Consider the following 18,007-nt stretch of genomic DNA (forward strand, 5'->3'; position numbering starts at 1 on the left):
TGGCTGAACCGAAATCTTTTAGCACGGCAAGGCTGAGGCGCCAGCGATTACCTTGCGCCTCATTTGGCGTCCTTGGCGGCCACCGCCTGGCGATCGCGTGCCGCGGCGAGCTCGGCCTCGATCTTGGCGCGCCGGTCCGGCGGGATGATCGCCTCATCGCGATCCGGCGGCAGGTCATGCACCGGCAGATAAGTGCCGGGCTCCCTGACATGCGGCTGTGCATCCCCCGGCGTCAGATCCGCGAGCTGGCTCGAGCATCCGCCGAGGGCGAACGCCGCGAGCAGCAGCGCGCTGCAGATCGGCCGCGTCTTTTGCAGGTCCCATAACGCCAACACTTGGGAAATCCCCTACTCGTCCCAAAGCACGGCCCCGGGCAACCTTACCCAAGACCGCGCCCAAGCTCAAACCATTGCTGCCCAAATGGTGCGAGCGAAAAAAGCCCTTGCCCAACAAGACGAGCGGTGCGGCTCGATTGTGACGGAACCAAGAAAATTTGTCGCAGTGCAACACATCTTCGAGAGTGTTTAACGTCAAACATGCGAGCTTCGCGGTGACGAATACGGAATGAATCGTTACTGTTCTGCTCATGAGCATGGCCACAACCGACACGCCGAAAACCGGGACGAAGTTCGACGCGGAAGCCTTCGCGATGAATGTCGCGCGGGCGATGGAGAGCGGCGGCAAGGCGCTCGCCGCCTATCTCAAGCCGCGCGAGAGCGGCGAGGTGCAGGACCGCCCGCCGGCCGAGCTTGCCGAGGTCGTCAGGACCTTCACGTCGGTCGCCGAATACTGGCTGTCGGACACCTCCCGCTCCTCCGATCTGCAGACCAAGCTCGCGAAGGACTATCTCGACCTCTGGGGCTCGGCGGTGCGCCGCATGGCCGGTCAGGACGCCCAACCCGCAATCGCGCCCTCGCCGCGCGACAAGCGCTTTGCCGATCCGGAATGGAAGTCGAACCAGTTCTTCGACTTCGTCATGCAGCTCTATCTGCTCACGACCAAATGGGCGCAGGAGCTGGTGCGCGATGCCGAAGGGCTCGATCCGCAGACCCGCCGCAAGGCGGAGTTCTACATCCAGCAGGTCATCAACGCATTGTCGCCATCCAACTTCGTGCTGACCAATCCGGAGGTGCTGCGCGAGACGGTGGCGAGCAGCGGCGAGAACCTCGCGCGCGGCTTGAAGATGCTGGCCGAGGACATCGCGGCCGGCAAGGGCATGCTGAAGATCCGCCAGTCCGATCCGGACAATCTCGTCGTCGGCGTCAACATGGCGACGACGCCGGGCAAGGTGATCTACCAGAACGAGATCATGCAGCTGATCCAGTACGCTCCGACCACGGAGAAGGTGCTGCGCACGCCGCTCCTGATCGTGCCGCCCTGGATCAACAAGTTCTACATCCTCGATCTGAAGCCGGAGAAATCCTACATCAAGTGGTGCGTCGATCAGGGCATCACCGTGTTCGTGATCTCATGGGTCAATCCCGACAAGCGGCTCGGCAACAAGAGCTGGGAAGCCTACATGAAGGAGGGCCCGCTCACGGCGATGGACGTGATCGAGAAGGTCACCGGCGAGATGAAGGTGCACACCGCCGGCTATTGCGTCGGCGGCACCATGCTGGCGACCACGCTGGCCTGGCTCGCCGAGAAGCGCCGCCAGCGCGTGTCGTCCGCGACGTTCTTCGCCGCCCAGATCGACTTCACCCATGCCGGCGATCTCCTCGTGTTCGTCGACGAGGAGCAGATCTCGGCGCTCGAGCAGGACATGAAGGCCGCCGGCGTGCTCGAAGGCTCGAAAATGGCGATGGCCTTCAACATGCTGCGCTCCAACGACCTGATCTGGTCTTATGTCGTCAGCAACTATCTGAAGGGCCAGCAGCCGAGCGCGTTCGACCTGTTGCACTGGAACTCGGACGCGACGCGGATGACCGCAGCCAACCATTCCTATTACCTGCGCAATTGCTATCTGGAGAACCGGCTCTCCACCGGCACGATGGTGCTCGACAACACCCTGCTCGACCTGTCCAAGGTGAAAGTGCCTGTCTACAATCTCGCCACCCGCGAGGACCACATCGCGCCGGCCGAATCGGTGCTGTACGGCTCGCAATTCTTCGGCGGTCCGGTGAAGTATGTCCTGTCCGGCTCGGGCCACATCGCCGGCGTGGTCAATCCGCCCGCCTTGAACAAGTACCAGTACTGGACCAACGACAACGTCAAGGACGTCAGTATCGCGCAGTGGATGAAGGGCGCCGTGGAGCACAAGGGCTCGTGGTGGACGGACTGGCGGGAGTGGCTGGGCGAACTCGATCCCGAGGAAGTCCCCGCGCGTGAGGTCGGCAGCGAAGCATTCCCACCGATCGAGGATGCACCCGGCAGCTATGTCAGGGTTCGCGCATAGCGGAATCTCCCGCGCTTGTATAAGCTCGCTTGCAGCACCGCGACGACTGAGGGAACCGGACTATGACGCGCGAATTGTTCTGGCTGACACTGACGGTGATCCTGACCGGAATCCTCTGGATTCCCTACACCATCAACCGCTGCCAGGTTCGCGGGTTGAGCGGTGCCATGGCCAACCCCTCGCGCGGCGACAAGCCGCAGGCGGAGTGGGCGAACCGGCTGATGTTCGCGCATGACAACGCGGTCGAGAACCTCATCGTCTTCGCCCCGCTGGTGCTGATCCTGAACGCGATCGACTATTCCACGAAATGGACCGTGCTCGCCTGCGCCGTCTATTTCTGGTCGCGCGTCGCACATCTGATCGTCTATGCACTCGGGATCCCGGTGTTCCGCACCCTCGCCTTCACCGTCGGCTTCCTCGCGCAGGCCGTGCTGGCGCTGGCAATCTTCAATATCGTCTAGAGATCAGGCCGCGACCTTGCGAACGACGAGATGCAGCATGTTGGCCGGCGTCTTGTCGAAACTCTGGATCACGTTGGTTTCGGCTGACAGCGTGATCCACGGACCCGCGCCAGCGTAAGTCGCCTCGAGCCATTCGCGCGGCGGATAGTTGTAGTAGCGATCGAGGCTGTCGCGACCGTCACCCTCGCCCATCTTGTAGCTGGCGTAGAACACGCCTGAAGGCTTGAGCGCACGATGAATGCGCCCGAGGATGCCGGCAAGCTCGTCGCGCGGGACGTGCAGGAGACAGGCACTGGCCCAGACGCCGTCATAGGCCTCCTGCGCGTCCAGTTGGTCGAACCGCATCGTCTCGACGGGATGAGCGAGCCGCTGCGAGGCAATCTCGGCCATTTCAGGCGAACCGTCGGTCGCGCGCACCGAAAACCCTTCGGCCAGCATCACCGCCGCATGATTGCCGGCGCCGCAGCCGAGCTCGAGGATCGCGCCGCCGGATGGCAGCAGGGCCAGGAAGTCAAGCAGCCGCGTCGACGGTGCCTTCGCCCAGCCAGCATAGGACGCGGCATGGCCGCGGTAGAATTGCAAGGTCGCTTCGTCCATCGCAGCACCTCGTGTCATGGGAACAGCGCGATCTGCTCCAGCCCCGTCGTCTCAGGCAGCCCGAACATCAGGTTCATGTTCTGGATCGCCTGCCCGGCCGACCCCTTCACCAGATTGTCGAGCGTGGAAATCACGATCGCCCGGTTCTTGATCCGGTCGGCGACAACGCCGATCTGCACATAGTTGGAGCCGCGCACATTCTGGGTCTGCGGCAGCACGCCCTTGCTGGCAACATGCACGAAGGGCTCGTTGGCATAAGCCTGCTCCAGCACGGCTCGCAGATCGTCCGGTGTCGCGCCGTTGAGCTTGACGTAGGACGTGCAGAGTTCGCCGCGCGCCATCGGAATAAGATGCGGCGTGAAGTTGATCGTCACCGCGGAACCGGTGGCGACGCCGATCTCCTGCTCGATCTCGGGCGCGTGCCGGTGGGTGCCGACCGAATAGGGCGACAGCCCCTCGCCCGCCTCGCTGAACAACGTGTTCTGTTTCAGCCCGCGGCCGGCGCCGGTGACGCCCGATTTCGCGTCAATGACGATGTCGTCGCTGTCGATCAGTTTGGCCTTCGCAAGCGGCACCAGCGCGAGCAGCGCGGCCGTGGGATAGCAGCCGGGACAGGCGACCAGCCGCGCCGACGTGATCTTTTCGCGATAAAATTCGGTCAGACCATAAACCGCTTCGGCCTGCAATTCGAGCGCCCGGTGCTCGTGGCCGTACCATTGCGCATAGGTGTTCTTGTCCCGCAGCCTGAAATCGGCGGACATGTCGAGCACCCTGATTTTGGGATTTGCCTTGAGGACCGCGGCGATGATTTCCTGCGTGGTGCCGTGCGGCAGCCCGCAGAACACCGCATCGAGCTTGCTCCAGTCGACCTTTTCCCATTCCACCAGTTTCGGCAGGTTCAGCATGAAGAAATGCGGAAACACGTCGCCCATCGACTTGCCAGCGTGGGTATTGGCGGTGAGCGTGACGATCTCGGCATCCGGATGCCGCGCCAACAGGCGCACCGCATCGGCCCCGGTGTAACCGGAGGCGCCGAGAATGCCGATCTTCTTCGAGCTCATCACGCGTCCCTTCCAGGCGTCATTGGATCGTCTTGCCGGGGTAGAAAGCTGCAGCGTCGCTTCCTTCACCGGGTTGGCCTCGCGAGCAACGCTCGATCAGCTACTTGTCGGCAAGACCCAGCATCAGCCGCATGTTCTGTACGGCAGCGCCCGATGCGCCCTTGCCGAGATTGTCGAGCCGGGCAACCAGCAGTGCCTGATGGTACTTGTCGCTGGCGAAGACGTAGAGCTCTAGCATGTTGGTCTCGTTGAGCGCCTCCGGCTCGAGCCGGCCGGCCTTGGTCGCCTCGTTCTGCAGCGGCATCACCTTGACGTATTTCGAACCGTCGTAACGCTTTGCCATCGCCGCCTGCAGGTCGGCCCCGCCAGTCTTGCCCGGCAGCGCGTCGAGCTGCAGCGGCACCGAGACCAGCATGCCTTGCCGGTAGTTGCCGACCGAGGGAATGAAGATCGGACGCCGCGTCAGGTTGGAGTAGAGCTGCATCTCCGGCAGATGCTTGTGCTCGAAGCCGAGGCCGTAGAGCTCGAAGGATGGCGCGCTGCCGTCTTCGAAGCTCGCGATCATCGACTTGCCGCCGCCGGAATAGCCGCTCACCGCGTTGACGGTGACGGGATAGTCCGGAGGCAGGAGGCCGGCATCGACGATCGGCCGCAGCAGCGCGATCGCACCGGTCGGATAGCAGCCGGGATTCGAGACCTTCTTCGCCGCCTTGATCTTGCCGGCCTGGTCCGGCGTCAGCTCGGGAAAGCCGTAGGCCCAGTCCGGCGCGACCCGGTACGCGGTCGAGGCGTCCAGCACCTTCGGCGCCGAGGCGCCCATGCTGTCGACCAGCGCAACGGTCTCCTTGGCGGCATCGTCGGGCAGGCAGAGGATGACGAGGTCCACCTCCTCCATCAGCGCCTTCTTGGCCGCGGGGTCCTTGCGCTTGTCGTCGGCGATGGTCTTCACGACGACGTCGTTCTGGAGCTTCAGCCGCTCGTTGATGCCGAGGCCGGTGGTGCCGGAACCGCCATCGACGAAGACGGTGGCAGGCTTCTTCGCCGCGCCCGTGGCCGGGGCTTTCGTGGTTTCCGTGAGGCTCATGGCGCGCTCCTTTCGAGCATGTTGGTTTCGTTCACGAAGGCCTCCGGCCTCACGTCCTGCATCAATTGTGCGATCTCTCTGGCGTCGGCCTGGGCTTGCGCGCCGAGCGCATTGGCGATCGCCGTGTAATCGGCGTCCGACTTGTGCTGGTTGAGCTTTAAGCTGCCCTCGACCTCTTCAACCGTCATGACCAGACCCACGATCGCCTTCTTCATCGCCTCGAACCGCCCGGCGGTCATCTTGCCCGACGTCCATGGCTTCTTCGGCAACAGCCAGCTCTCGAACTTTTCGCTGAGCGTGTCGAGCTGCACCGACAGCTCGTCATCCGACAGCAGCCGCACCGGCCCGCTCAGATGCACCGACTGGTAGAGCCAGGTCGGAACCTGATCCGGCGAGACGTACCAGTCCGGCGATACATAGGCATCTGGGCCGTTGACCGCGAGCAGCCACGACGCCTCGCCGCCCGCCAGCTTTAGCAGCGGATTGTGACGGGCCAGATGAAAGGCGGCCTGCGGCGTGCCGTCGGCGCCGTAAGTCAGATAGAACGGCAATGGCGAGGCGATGGGCTTGTGGCCGTCGAAGGCGCACATGGTCCCGAAGCCGCGCTCTTCGGCGAATTTCAGGCTCGCGGCGCGGTCCTGCTTGAAAAAGGGTGGCGTGTACATCGTGGTCTCCTGCTGGGCCTCCTCGGGGGAGCCGCCGGATCAGATCGCGCTGACAGGAGAGAGGATGCCGCGGATCGGGTCCAGCGGCAAAGACGATGATCTCAAACGCGATCGACCGCCCAAACCGCAAAGCTGCGGCGGCGGCGACGGGCGAACAGGATGGTCGCGGCGTTGATCATGGCGCGCGGCTATAAGGCCAGCTGGTTCCATGGTCAAGAGCAAATCGGTTCAGTGGGACGGCAGGATGCCGCACGCGCGACGGCAGGATGCGCACAGATGTCATCGGGCCGCCGTGGAATTTCCACTAGCAATAGGGGTTTTCGAGAACGACCGGCGGGACACAACCTCTTCGCCGGCCCCGAGCCGTTCGCACCCAGCCTCAGGACATCACCATGACCGAGATTACTCGTCGCGCAACGCTAGCCGGCGCCGCCGCATCGGCGCTCCTGCCTTTCGTGAAGATTTCGCCCGCGAGCGCCGCCGCGCCCCCGGCCGAGAAGCAGAATGCGAGCTTCTATCGCTACAATGTCGGGACCCACCAGGTCACGGTGGTCTGCGACGGTGTTGCGACCGTCAATCTGACCGACAATTACGCCGCCGGCGCCAGCAAGGACGACATCAACAAGGTGTTCGCCGAGCACCACCTGCCGGCCGACAAGGTCACCCATACCTTCAACCCGGTCGTGGTCAACACCGGCCCGAAGCTCGTCGTCATCGATACCGGCCTCGGTCCCGACCAGTTCACGCAGACGAAGGGCAAGGTCGGCCAGTTCCAAAACAATCTCGCCGCCGCCGGTATCGACCGCGCGGCGGTCGATACCGTCATCATCTCCCACTTCCATGGCGACCACATCAACGGCCTGCTGGCGGCCGAGAACAAGCCTGCCTTCCCTAATGCCGAGATCATGGTGCCGGCGGTGGAATGGAAGTTCTGGATGGACGACGGCGAGATGAGCAAGGGGATGGGCAATCCGATCCTCGAAAACAATTTCAAGAATATCCGCCGCGTGTTCGATGCCCTGGGCCGCAAGGTCACACAATATGAGGCCGGCAAGGAAGTCGCGCCCGGTATCACCTCGGTGGCGAGCCCCGGCCACACGCCGGGCCACAATTCCTTCATCGTCGCCTCCGGCGCCGAGAAGGTGCTGGTGCAGGTGGATATCACCGCGGGCGCAGCGTTCCTGTTCGTGAAGCATCCCGAATGGAACATCGCCTCCGACGTCGACAAGCCTCTGGCACAGGCAACGCGGCGCAAGCTCTACGATATGGCCATTGCCGAGAAGATGCCGATCCAGGCCTTCCACGCCGCCTTCCCCGGTCTCGTCCGGGTCGAGAAGGAAAAGGACGGCTCCGGCTATCGCTGGATCCCCGCGATCTGGAACGCATCGCTGTAGTCCTCTCCTGACGCCCTGACCGGGCGGCCCGGTGCCCGGTCAGATCACTCGCCAGATCCATTCCATGATCTTGGCGAGCACGTCGCCGAACAGCAGGAGCACGGCCGACCAGATCAGGGCCGAGACGAAATTGGCGGCCTGGAAGCTCCAATAGGGCATCTCGAAGATGCCGGCCGCGAGCGGCACGGAGGCGCGCAAGGGGCCGAAGAAGCGCCCGATGAAGATGCTGGGTATGCCCCAGCTGCGCACGAAAGCCTCGCCTCTGGGCAGCAGGTCCGGATAGCGCGAGAGCGGCCACATCTGGGCAACCCTCTCCTTGTAGCGGTAGCCGAACCAGTAGGAGACCCAGTCGCCCAGCGCCGCGCCAAGGCCGCCGGCAATCCAGACCGGAAAGAAACTGATGCCGCTGGCCCCGATCAGCGCACCGATGGCCACCAGCGCGCCCCAGGCCGGAACCAGCAACGAGATGAACGCAAGCGACTCCCCGAAGGCGAGCAGAAACACGATCGGTGCCGCCCAGGCCTGGTGAACGCGCACGAAATCGGCCAGGGCGTGCGCAAATTGCTCCATCAAAAATAGCCTTCCCGCCCCGTCTCAAGGTGCTGCTCGATGAAAAGGACTGGTAAGCCAAGGACTTGTGTGACATCAAGTCACAAAACCCGACATGACACTTGGCGAACCGTCAAATTGCCGGGAACTTGTGGGCCCTGCGGCGTAAAATCGCCGGGATTAGCTCCCAACCCACACCGCCAGCCCCGGCGCGGTAACCTTTCCAAGGCAGAAGTGGCATAGTCGGCGCAACCGATTCGCCGCCCCTGCGGCCCTCAAGACGCATCAAGATATATGTCCAAGCAGTTGAAGCCCAAAGCAAAAGACGACTTTTTCGGCGGCGACGAGCCGAAACCTCGTGCCGCCAAGGCGGCGCCGCGCGGAAGCGGCGGGGAAGCCGATTACACGGCAGCCGACATCGAGGTGCTCGAAGGCCTGGAACCGGTACGTCGCCGGCCTGGCATGTATATCGGCGGCACCGACGAGAAGGCGCTGCATCATCTGTTCGCCGAAGTCATCGACAATTCGATGGACGAGGCGCTCGCCGGGCACGCGACCTTCATCGAGGTCGATCTCAGCGCGGACGGGTTCCTGACCGTGACCGACAACGGCCGCGGCATCCCGATCGATCCTCATCCGAAATTCCCGAAGAAGTCGGCGCTCGAAGTCATCATGTGCACGCTGCATTCGGGCGGCAAGTTCGACAGCAAGGTCTACGAGACCTCGGGCGGCCTGCACGGCGTCGGCATCTCCGTGGTGAACGCCCTCTCCTCGCGTCTCGAGGTCGAGGTCGCGCGCAGCCAGAAACTCTACCGCATGACGTTCGAGCGCGGCCACCCGAAGGGCAAGCTCGAGGACCTCGGCAAGATCAACAACCGCCGCGGCACGCGCGTGCGCTTCAAGCCCGACACCGATATTTTCGGGCCTAAGGCCGCGTTCAAGCCGCAGCGCCTGTTCAAGATGACGCGCTCGAAGGCGTATCTGTTCGGTGGCGTCGAGATCCGCTGGAACTGCGCGCCCGAACTGCTCAAGGGCATCGAGGACGTGCCGGCGGAAGCGACGTTTCACTTCCCCGGCGGCCTCAAGGATTATCTCGCCGCGGCGATCCACGCCGACACGCTGGTGCATCCCGACATCTTCTCGGGCAAGTCGGGCCGCAACGGCGCGCATGGCGCCTGCGAATGGGCCGTGGCCTGGACCGCCGATGCCGACGGATTCCTCTCCTCCTACACCAACACCGTGCCGACGCCGGATGGCGGAACGCACGAATCCGGCTTGCGCAGCGCCCTTTTGCGCGGCCTGAAGGATCACGCCGAGCGCGTCGGTCAGGGCAAGCGCGCGGCCTCCGTCACCTCGGAAGACGTGATGGTCGGCGCCGCCGTGATGCTGTCGGTGTTCGTGCGCGAGCCGGAATTCCAGGGCCAGACCAAGGATCGCCTCGCCACTGCGGAGGCGCAGCGCATCGTCGAGCAGGCGATGAAGGATCCGTTCGACCATTGGCTCTCGGGCAATCCGAACATGGCCAACCGGCTGCTCGACTTCGTGATCGACCGCGCCGAAGAACGGTTGCGGCGGCGGCAAGAGAAAGAGACCGCGCGAAAAACCGCCGGCAAGAAGCTGCGCCTGCCCGGCAAGCTCGCCGACTGCACCGACGCCGGCACCGATGGCTCGGAGCTGTTCATCGTCGAGGGTGACTCGGCCGGCGGCAGCGCCAAGCAGGCGCGCGACCGCAAGACCCAGGCCGTGCTGCCCCTGCGCGGCAAGATCCTCAACGTCGCTTCCGCCGGCAAGGACAAGCTGACGGCGAACGCCCAGCTCTCCGACCTCGTGCAGGCGATCGGCTGCGGAACGCTGGCGCAGTACCGCGAGGAGGATCTGCGCTACCAGCGCATCATCATCATGACCGACGCCGACGTCGACGGCGCGCACATCGCCTCGCTCCTGATCACCTTCTTCTATCGGCAGATGCCGCGGCTGATCGACGAGGGCCACCTCTTCCTCGCCGTGCCGCCGCTCTACAAGCTCACGCACGGCACCAAATCGGTCTATGCCCGCGACGACAAGCACAAGGACGAGCTGATCAAGTCCGCGTTCAACGCCAACGCCAAGGTTGAGGTGAACCGCTTCAAAGGACTCGGCGAGATGATGCCGGCGCAGCTCAAGGAGACCACCATGGATCCGAGCAAGCGGACGCTGCTCAAGGTGGTCCTGCTCGCCGACGACCGCGACACCACCGCGGATTCCGTGGAGCGCCTGATGGGCACCAAGGCCGAGGCGCGCTTCGCCTTCATCTCGGACAAGGCCGAATTTGCCAGCGAAGAGCTGCTGGACGTCTGAGGCATTGGTCCGTGCCGGGCGCGCCAGCTACAAGCTCGGTGGTCCGGTGGTGGCGAAGTACCGCGCCGCCGCTTCTTCGAAAACCAGCCCCGGCCTCGGCTGGGGCTTCTTGCTTTTTGGCTCCTCCAAGTCAGCCACGGCGTGGACGACACGACTCGCACCGGACCGGGCGACTCGGCCGTCGACTCAGGAGCTCAAACGCCGAGCGAGGATTGCCTCCATTTCGGACAAAACCGGATTTGCTAACGACAGGTTACCCGAAATCGAAGTCTTGAGACTCCAAATAATACATTGAAATATATGACATATTATGGATTCGAGCGGCAGCATTCGAAATACTCCAGCACCGGCGTTTTCGGGCGACTGTGCCTGCCCGGCAACAGCATTTCGGCGAGAACCGTCTATAGTCCGATCATCAGATGACACGAACTTCAGCGCGCTCGCGCCTGCTACGACAGACCAAGGTTGGGGATTTGACATGAAGAAGACTTTGCTCGCTCTGACCGCGGTTGCGGCGATGACCGGTGCGGCCTCGGCGGCTGACCTTGGCGCCCGTCCCTACGTGAAGGCCCCGATGCCTGCGCCCGTCGCCAACTGGACCGGCTTCTACGTGTTCGGCGGTGGCGGTGGCGGCCTCTCGAATGCCGACCAGAGCGTGGTCGACACCGGCACGGGCACCCCGCTGACGATCACCCAGCGCCAAGGCGGCTCGGGCTGGTTCGGCACGGTTGGCGCCGGCTACGACTGGCAGTTCAGCGGCACCTGGGTCGCCGGTGTGTTCGCCGACGGTCAGTTCGGCAGCATTCGCGCCACCATCCAGGATCCGACCCTCGGCATCACTGGCAACCAGAAGCTGGAAACCTCCTGGGCCGCGGGTGTTCGCCTCGGTTGGCTGGTCGCCCCGAACGTTCTCTCCTACGTGAACGGCGGTTACTCGGGCGCTCACTTCGGGCAGACCAACTTCACGACGCTGGGCGGCACTCCCGTTGGCGTCCACCTCAACAGCTACGATCGCCACGGCTGGTTCATCGGCGGCGGCGTGGAGAACAGCCTGAACATCTTCGGCATCACCTCGCCCGGCTGGTTCATGAAGACCGAGTACCGTTCGGCCTTCTACGATACCAAGACTCAGGATCAGATCTCCGATGCCACGGGCCTGCCGACCGGCGTGAACAGCATCCGAGCCAACAGCTGGAACCAGACGATCTCGACCTCGCTGGTCTATCGCTTCAACTGGACCGGTCCGGTCGTCGCGAAGTACTGATCCGATCTCACGATCAAACGTCAAAGCCCCGGCATCGCCGGGGCTTTTTCGTTTTGGTCCGGGTGACCGACGCTCGCTTGCAATGACCTGTACGGCGAACCGGGCTCCGCTCGCCGACTATCGGCACGGCCGATCGCCCAGCCGCGAATTGCCTTTCCAGGGACACGCTTCCTCCCCACCGGCAGCTTGCGCCGGTGCTGCCATTGTATCCACACCGAAGCTACGGTTAGTGTGCGCTCAAGCTTTCGCGGCGCGGCGATCCTCATCGTCGCACCGCTGACAGGAGCGGACCGATGGGAGGAATCCATGCGCAGATTTCTGCTGGTCGCAGGCCTGCTTGCGACTGCCGTCGGGTTGCTCTGGATCGGACAGGGCACGGGCGCCGTTCCGTGGCCGCGATCGAGCTTCATGGTCAACCAGCTGCAATGGGCCGGCTATGGCGCTGCCATGGCCGGCTTCGGGCTGGTGCTGATCTGGCAGAGTCATCAATAAGATAAACCAGGGAATGAAAGCATGACATCCAGCCGGTTCGATCTTCGCGGCAAGGTCGCGATCGTCACGGGAGGCAATGGTGGCATCGGCCTCGGCATGGCGCGTGGCCTTGCCGACGCCGGCGCCGATATCGCCGTGGTCGGACGCAACGAGACCAAGTCCGCCGCAGCCGTCGCCGATCTCAGGCAGCGCGGCGTGAGGGCGATCGCCATCGCCACCGACGTGACCGACAAGGCGGCGGTCGCTGCGATGATCGAGCGCGTCGTCGGGGAACTCGGCCGCATCGACGTCCTCGTCAACAATGCCGGCATGAGCATCCGCAAGCCGCCGCACGAGCTCGAGCTCGACGAGTGGAACAAGGTGATCGACACCAACCTCACCAGCGCCTTCGTGTGCTCGAAGCTGGCCTATCCGGCGCTGAAGGCGTCCGGCAACGGCAAGGTGATCAATATCGGTTCGATGATGTCGATCTTCGGCGCGAGCTTCGCGACGGCCTATGCCGCGAGCAAGGGCGGCATCGTGCAGTACACCCGCGCCTGCGCCAACGCCTGGGCGCCCGACAACATCCAGGTCAACGCCATCCTGCCGGGCTGGATCGACACTGACCTCACCCGCGGCGCGCGGCAGCAGGTGTCAGGGCTGCACGAGCGCGTGCTGGCGCGCACGCCTGCGGGGCGCTGGGGCGACATCGACGACTTCGCCGGCATCGCCGTGTTCCTCGCCTCGCCCGCCTCGAACTTCGTCACGGGCACAGCGATCCCCGTCGACGGAGGCTTCTCGGTGATGGCCTGAGGCCGCGCCTGCCCGCAATCAAACGACACAAAAAGGAAGCCCCGGACCAGGCCGGGGCTTTTGAAATTTGCAGTGCTTTTCTTGATCGTTGGTCGCGTTGCGTCGACGTGCTCAGTAGCGGCCAATGGTCGGTGCGTCGAACTTGTAGCTCGCGCGCACGACGGCCCATTGGATGTCGCGCGGCTTGGCATCGAAGGTGTAGTTACCCGAGGTGCCGCCGAGCTGATAGGTCTGGCTGCCGAAGGCCGCATAGTTGTATTCGAGGCCGACGATCCAGTTGCGGGTGACGCCGTATTCCCAGCCGGCGCCGACGATCCAGCCGTTGGCCCAGTGGGTCTGTTCGCCCGAACCCGTCGCCACACCAGCGGTGTCGGTCACCGAGAGACGGTTGTTCACGCCGGCATAGCCGCCCTTGAAGTAGAACAGGTTGTTCTGCACGGCGAAGCCGGCGCGACCGACGACGGTCGCGAGCACGTTGGCGCGCCAGGAGAACACGTCGTCCCCGGCGCCAAACAGGGTGTTGACGACCGTACCCTTGTTGTCGAGGCCGGAGATCGTGCCCTCAATGCCGAACACGTAGTTGTTGGCCTGCCAGTTGTAGCCGATCTGGGCGCCGCCCATGATACCGGAGTTGCGCTGACGGAAGCTGTCGCCCGGCGAAAGATCGCCGAACGCCGCGCCGGTCCCGTTATTGGTGAACTGCTCGTTGGTCCAGGCGCCACCGATATGGCCGCCGACATAGAAGCCGGTCCAGTTGAACAGCGGCTCGACATAGGCGGGCGCCTTCGTGTAGCGCGCGCCGAGATCGGCGGCGGAGGCCGCGCCGGTTGAAACCAGAGCCGTCGTGCAGGCGAAGGCGGCAATCAATTTATTACGCATGGTATACCCCGTGTCCTTTGATGGGCGCACGGTCACACGCAGGTCTTACTCAAATTTGAATCAAGAAAGTTAAGACGCCGGATTGGCACGCAGCGCGCCCTGAATCCATTGGCGCTGTTGCTCGCGCGCAACGCTTGGCGCGCGATTTAACGCGGCATTATCCCTGGCGGCTCCTGCGTTACGGTGCAGGCGCGGCCCTCGAATGCACGTGCTCCGGTCGCACGCCGAGCGCAAGCAGGCGCGCCGGAATGCCCTGAAGCCACGGCAGCGCGGTGACGAGGCGCACGACCAGAGGGACTTTGAGCGGCCGATCGCCGCCCTGCAAGGCGCCGCTGATGATGTTGTTCTGCACGATCACCTGCATGCGTTGCGTCATCTTCACCGGAAATTCGCGTCGGCGCCTGATAGCATCGAGCTCGTCCTCGCTCGGGCAGCCGCGCTGAAGCTTGTCCGCCAGCAGATTGGCGGTCGCGACCGCGTCCTGCACGGCGAGATTGACGCCGACGCCGCCGACCGGCGACATCGCATGCGCGGCGTCGCCGATGCACAGCAGGCCCGGCTGCGTCCAGCGCTTGAGGCGGTTGATCGCGACCGTGAGCAGCTTGATCTCGTCAAAGCTCTTCACATCAGTGATGCCGGATCGAAGGATCGGCGCCATGCGCACGACGTCGTCGAGCAACGCCTGCAATCCCCTCGCCTTCACCGCTTCGTATTGTCCCTTGGCGATGACATAGGCGCATTGCCAATAGTCGCCGCGGTCGAAGGTGATCATCATCTTGCCGGGCTCGACCCGCGCGAACACGTTCTCGGTCTCGTCGGGTCTGCGGCCGGCGCGGAACCAGAGCACGTCCATCGGCGCGCCGATCTCCTCGACCTCGAGGCCGGCGCGCTCGCGCACCGTCGAATGCCGGCCGTCGCAGGCAATGGTGAGATCGGCCTCGATGTCGATGATGCCGTCAGGCGTTTTCGCCCGCACGCCGGCAACGGTCTCGCCGCGGCGGATCAGATCGACCGCCTCCGTGCTCATCATCACCTCGAGCGAGGCAAAGCGCCGCCCGGCCTCGCGCAGGAAGTTCAGGAAGTCCCATTGCGGCATGAAGGCGATGAAGGGGTATTTGGTATGGAGCCGGCTGAGATCGGCGATGCGCACCGGCGTGCCGCCGAACAAGCCGTCCATCTTCTGCAAGCGCTGATGCGGCAGCTTCAGGAAGCCGTCGATCAGGCCGAGCTCGTCCATCACCTGAAGCGTCGAGGGATGCACGGTGTCGCCGCGGAAGTCGCGGAAGAAATCCGCATGCTTCTCCAGCACGATCACGTCAATGCCGGACCGCCCGAGCAGATAGCCGAGCATCATGCCGGCCGGCCCGCCGCCGACGACGCAGCAGCGGACCTTCATGGTGCGGTTTGGCTGTTTGTCAGATGTCATTGCCGCTGCGATCCGCGATGTGAGTATCGATCAACATATCCCTGACGATACTAGCGCGATTCAGGCCGAACGCAGTTTCAATTTGCGGCCATAGCCGCCGCGACTGGTTCGCAGCAGCACCAAGCCCCCGACAAAAAGGCCCGCAGTGCGCGGGCCTTTGCCTGAAAGCGGGATGACTATTTCTGGTCCTCATTGCTGGTCCCGGTGCCCGGACTGCCGATCGGCAGCCCATTGGGCGCATGACCGACACCCGCGTTTCGCTCGGCTTGCGCCGCCGCGGGCGTCTTGCCGGCCGCGGTCGGGGGCTGAGCGTTCGGATTGTTCAGGCTGTTGTTGGTATTGATGTTCGCTCCGGTCGTGGTGCCGTGCGTCCCCATTCCCGAGGGAGCCGATGGCCCCGAGTTGGCGCTGCTGGATGACGTGCCCATTCCGGCGCCTGAGCTGGCCGCGGATCCCGCGCTGGCGCCACCGGTACCCGCGCCGGCACCGCCACCCGCACCAGCGCCTCCGCCACCACCTCCCCCTTGCGCAAAGGCGGCCGTCGACAGCGCAGCACAAGCAGTGATTACGAAGATGGATTTGCGGATCATGGATCGTCTCCCTGGTTTGACAGACAATCCAGGTGCCCAAGGAGTTGTTCCTTCCGCGGAGATCGACGTGCGCTTGCCTCAGGGCTTCGACGACTTCCGTTCCCATGGGCGCTTGCCGTCGGCGTCGCGATCCCAGGGTCGCGTGATCGGAGCTACCTTCTCATCCTCGGCGGCCTTCGCGCGGTCCGCCTGGACACGTTCACGGTCGGTGAGTGGCGGCGCTGTGGGGACGGGAGTCGTTTGGGCCAAAACCGGAAGCGTCGTAACGACCGCGACGATGATGAACTTTGCCATCCCCGGCTCTAGCACTTCCACCTTGACCTGTCCGATTTAAGTTCGTCCACTTCGTAGGCCGATCGCGTCAGGCCGAACAGCGCGTCAATGATTGCTGCGGTTCGCGCTACGAAAACTCTTGATCTCCGAGACGCTGCCGTCGCGATAGGTCAGTTCCACCGAGATGGACTGCGTGCTTGGCGCGAGCTTCATGTAGAGCGGCATGCCGGCGGTGACCGCGCTGGGATCGCGCATGTCGCAAGGCGGCATCTTCAGCACCTGGTTGGGCACGGCGGTGTCGATGCCGATGCGCACCTCGCGGATGGCGCAGCGGTAGGAGACGAGATGCGTGTAGTAGACCAGGAGCCCGTTGAACTCGCGGAACGACAGCCAGCTCGTCGAGGTCATGTCGAGGATCTTGCGCTGGTCGCGGATCAGCGCGGCCTCGGGATCGAACCTGATCGGGAACGGTCCCTGCATCTCGCCGGACTGATCGACATAGCGGACCTCGATGGTGCCGGCCTGCGCATCCGGCGGCAGCTCGATCGACGGGTTCGGCATCCGCTTGCGCGTGCGCGGATCGAGCGTGTCGATGAATCCGGTCTCGCGGAAATCGCTCTTGCCGGCCATGCGCCAGGAAATGCCGAGTGTCGGATCGGCGAAGGAGAACGTCACGCTCCAGCCGCCATTGTGCCGCGAGAAGCTCGCGATCGGCGCGTTGATGGTCTCCTCCTTCGGCATCTGTGGCACCGACACCGGCGGCAGTGCCGCAAGCTTCTGCGGCGGTGGATCGGCCGGGCGCGCGGCCGCATCCTTCGCCATGCCGCTGAGGAAGACGTCGTCGACCATCTGATCGAAATAGACCGGCACCTGCCTGTGCTTGACCGTGTCGGCCATCTCGCTGACGGCACGGCGCGTGCGTTGCGCCACCTGCACCAGGTTCTCGCCGGGCTTGAGCAGCTCCTTGGCGAAGGTGCGCGTGAACACCGAATTGGGATTGGCGTCGTCGTTGGACAGGCGATCGAGCGCGGTCTGACGAGGTCCTGCCGAGAACACCGAGAACACGCCCTCGGGCAGCTGCGTCATCGGCGCGAGCCCGCCGCCGCCGGCGACCGCGCGGGTGCCCTTGCGCTCGAACGGGTTGTTGCGGCAGGCGTCGAACACCAGGATCGAGGTCCGCGCCTTCTTGTTCTGAAGGCGCTCGACGATGCGGTCGGCCAGGATCGAGGCGTCGCGCACCAGCTCTTCCTGACCTTCCGTCGCCGCCGGCACGTCGGTCGGCAGCAGGTAGTTCTGGCCGGCGATCTCGAAACCATGGCCGGCGTAGAAGAAGAACGCGGTGTCGCCGGGCTCGATTGCCTTGTCGAAGGCGAGCAGCGTCTCCGAGAATTGCTGCCGGCTCTGGTTCTCGGCGACCATCACCGAGAAGCCGAGCTGCTTCAGCGTGTCGCCCATGGTGCGGGCGTCGTTGACGGCCTTGAGCAGCTTCGGGACGTTCTTGTAGTCGTTGTTGCCGACCACGAGCGCGACGCGCTTCTCGGCATGGGCAGGCGCTGCGAAGCCGCTCAGGCTCGCCGCAAGACCAAGGGCCGCCAGAATTCCGAAAAGCCGACGCGTCATCGCAAATTTTCCCTGCAGAACGGCCCTGCGCCGGTTCCTTCGAACAGCAGTTCATGGGATCCCCTGCCGCTGTGTGATAGTCGGCCCAGAGGCAACGACGGTTCAAGGGGCCTGCCCCCCGATTCCTC

18 protein-coding genes are annotated in these 18,007 nt (G+C 64.1%); 7 read left to right on the plus strand and 11 right to left on the minus strand.

The features are described from left to right. Positions 1–59: 59 nt before the first annotated feature. Positions 60–335, minus strand: coding sequence for a hypothetical protein (locus IVB23_RS02350; protein ID WP_061880382.1), 276 nt, complete (start codon positions 333–335; stop codon positions 60–62). A 251-nt stretch (positions 336–586) separates the two neighbouring features. On the opposite strand from IVB23_RS02350, the gene phaC reads away from it, so the two are divergent. Together phaC and IVB23_RS02360 are read left to right on the plus strand one after the other, a co-directional pair. Next, on the plus strand, positions 587–2,395 hold the full coding sequence (phaC, locus tag IVB23_RS02355; protein ID WP_061880381.1) for a class I poly(R)-hydroxyalkanoic acid synthase: 1,809 nt from the start codon (positions 587–589) through the stop codon (positions 2,393–2,395). 62 nt (positions 2,396–2,457) lie between these two features. Then, positions 2,458–2,856 carry an MAPEG family protein gene (locus IVB23_RS02360; RefSeq protein WP_061880380.1) on the plus strand — a complete coding sequence of 133 codons (399 nt, stop codon included), beginning with the start codon at positions 2,458–2,460 and terminating at the stop codon, positions 2,854–2,856. Positions 2,857–2,859: 3 nt separating this feature from the next. Here the strand turns inward: IVB23_RS02360 and IVB23_RS02365 are convergent, their stop codons facing one another. From IVB23_RS02365 to IVB23_RS02380, 4 genes are all read right to left on the minus strand, one after another. Beyond that, positions 2,860–3,453, minus strand: coding sequence for a class I SAM-dependent methyltransferase (locus IVB23_RS02365; RefSeq protein ID WP_247802368.1), 594 nt, complete (start codon positions 3,451–3,453; stop codon positions 2,860–2,862). A gap of 14 nt (positions 3,454–3,467) precedes the next feature. Next, the gene (gene argC, locus IVB23_RS02370) at positions 3,468–4,514 is read right to left on the minus strand and encodes an N-acetyl-gamma-glutamyl-phosphate reductase (protein ID WP_247802369.1); all 1,047 of its coding nucleotides are present in this window, start codon (positions 4,512–4,514) and stop codon (positions 3,468–3,470) included. A 100-nt stretch (positions 4,515–4,614) separates the two neighbouring features. Further along, a complete protein-coding gene (argC, locus tag IVB23_RS02375) occupies positions 4,615–5,598 on the minus strand; it encodes an N-acetyl-gamma-glutamyl-phosphate reductase (RefSeq protein WP_247802370.1) in 984 nt (327 codons plus the stop codon). Continuing rightward, positions 5,595–6,263 (minus strand): FMN-binding negative transcriptional regulator, encoded by a 669-nt coding sequence (locus tag IVB23_RS02380; protein ID WP_247802371.1) that lies wholly within the window; start codon positions 6,261–6,263, stop codon positions 5,595–5,597. The genes argC (IVB23_RS02375) and IVB23_RS02380 overlap by 4 nt, the downstream gene beginning before the upstream one ends. A 392-nt stretch (positions 6,264–6,655) precedes the next feature. On the opposite strand from IVB23_RS02380, the gene IVB23_RS02385 reads away from it, so the two are divergent. After that, the gene (locus IVB23_RS02385; protein ID WP_197968546.1) at positions 6,656–7,657 is read left to right on the plus strand and encodes an MBL fold metallo-hydrolase; all 1,002 of its coding nucleotides are present in this window, start codon (positions 6,656–6,658) and stop codon (positions 7,655–7,657) included. Between the two features lie 39 nt (positions 7,658–7,696). Here IVB23_RS02385 and IVB23_RS02390 read toward each other — a convergent pair whose 3' ends face one another. Next, complete coding sequence (locus IVB23_RS02390; protein WP_028177576.1) at positions 7,697–8,227, minus strand: DedA family protein; 531 nt, start codon at positions 8,225–8,227, stop codon at positions 7,697–7,699. 273 nt (positions 8,228–8,500) lie between these two features. Here IVB23_RS02390 and parE point away from each other — a divergent pair, with 273 nt between their 5' ends. The 4 genes from parE (at position 8,501) to IVB23_RS02410 (ending at position 13,091) form a co-directional block, all read left to right on the plus strand. After that, complete coding sequence (parE, locus tag IVB23_RS02395) at positions 8,501–10,543, plus strand: DNA topoisomerase IV subunit B (RefSeq protein WP_061880374.1); 2,043 nt, start codon at positions 8,501–8,503, stop codon at positions 10,541–10,543. 478 nt (positions 10,544–11,021) lie between these two features. Continuing rightward, positions 11,022–11,807: an outer membrane beta-barrel protein gene (locus IVB23_RS02400; protein WP_061880373.1), complete on the plus strand. Its 786-nt coding sequence runs from the start codon at positions 11,022–11,024 to the stop codon at positions 11,805–11,807. Positions 11,808–12,113: 306 nt separating this feature from the next. Further along, a complete protein-coding gene (locus IVB23_RS02405) occupies positions 12,114–12,299 on the plus strand; it encodes a hypothetical protein (RefSeq protein ID WP_028177579.1) in 186 nt (61 codons plus the stop codon). A gap of 21 nt (positions 12,300–12,320) precedes the next feature. After that, the gene (locus IVB23_RS02410) at positions 12,321–13,091 is read left to right on the plus strand and encodes a glucose 1-dehydrogenase (RefSeq protein WP_061880372.1); all 771 of its coding nucleotides are present in this window, start codon (positions 12,321–12,323) and stop codon (positions 13,089–13,091) included. A gap of 111 nt (positions 13,092–13,202) precedes the next feature. On the opposite strand, the gene IVB23_RS02415 is transcribed toward IVB23_RS02410, so the two are convergent. The 5 genes from IVB23_RS02415 to IVB23_RS02435 all read right to left on the minus strand — a co-directional run bounded on the left by IVB23_RS02415 (position 13,203) and on the right by IVB23_RS02435 (position 17,879). Then, on the minus strand, positions 13,203–13,970 hold the full coding sequence (locus IVB23_RS02415; protein WP_247802372.1) for an outer membrane beta-barrel protein: 768 nt from the start codon (positions 13,968–13,970) through the stop codon (positions 13,203–13,205). 178 nt (positions 13,971–14,148) lie between these two features. Then, positions 14,149–15,396, minus strand: coding sequence for an FAD-dependent oxidoreductase (locus IVB23_RS02420; RefSeq protein WP_197488729.1), 1,248 nt, complete (start codon positions 15,394–15,396; stop codon positions 14,149–14,151). A 176-nt stretch (positions 15,397–15,572) separates the two neighbouring features. After that, positions 15,573–15,986 (minus strand): hypothetical protein, encoded by a 414-nt coding sequence (locus IVB23_RS02425; RefSeq protein WP_063816666.1) that lies wholly within the window; start codon positions 15,984–15,986, stop codon positions 15,573–15,575. 78 nt (positions 15,987–16,064) lie between these two features. Then, the gene (locus IVB23_RS02430; protein WP_061880369.1) at positions 16,065–16,280 is read right to left on the minus strand and encodes a hypothetical protein; all 216 of its coding nucleotides are present in this window, start codon (positions 16,278–16,280) and stop codon (positions 16,065–16,067) included. Positions 16,281–16,364: 84 nt separating this feature from the next. After that, on the minus strand, positions 16,365–17,879 hold the full coding sequence (locus IVB23_RS02435) for a caspase family protein (protein WP_247802373.1): 1,515 nt from the start codon (positions 17,877–17,879) through the stop codon (positions 16,365–16,367). Positions 17,880–18,007: the final 128 nt, after the last annotated feature.

Origin of the sequence: Bradyrhizobium sp. 191 (assembly GCF_023100985.1) — a bacterium.
GTDB classification, from domain to species: Bacteria; Pseudomonadota; Alphaproteobacteria; order Rhizobiales; family Xanthobacteraceae; genus Bradyrhizobium; species Bradyrhizobium diversitatis.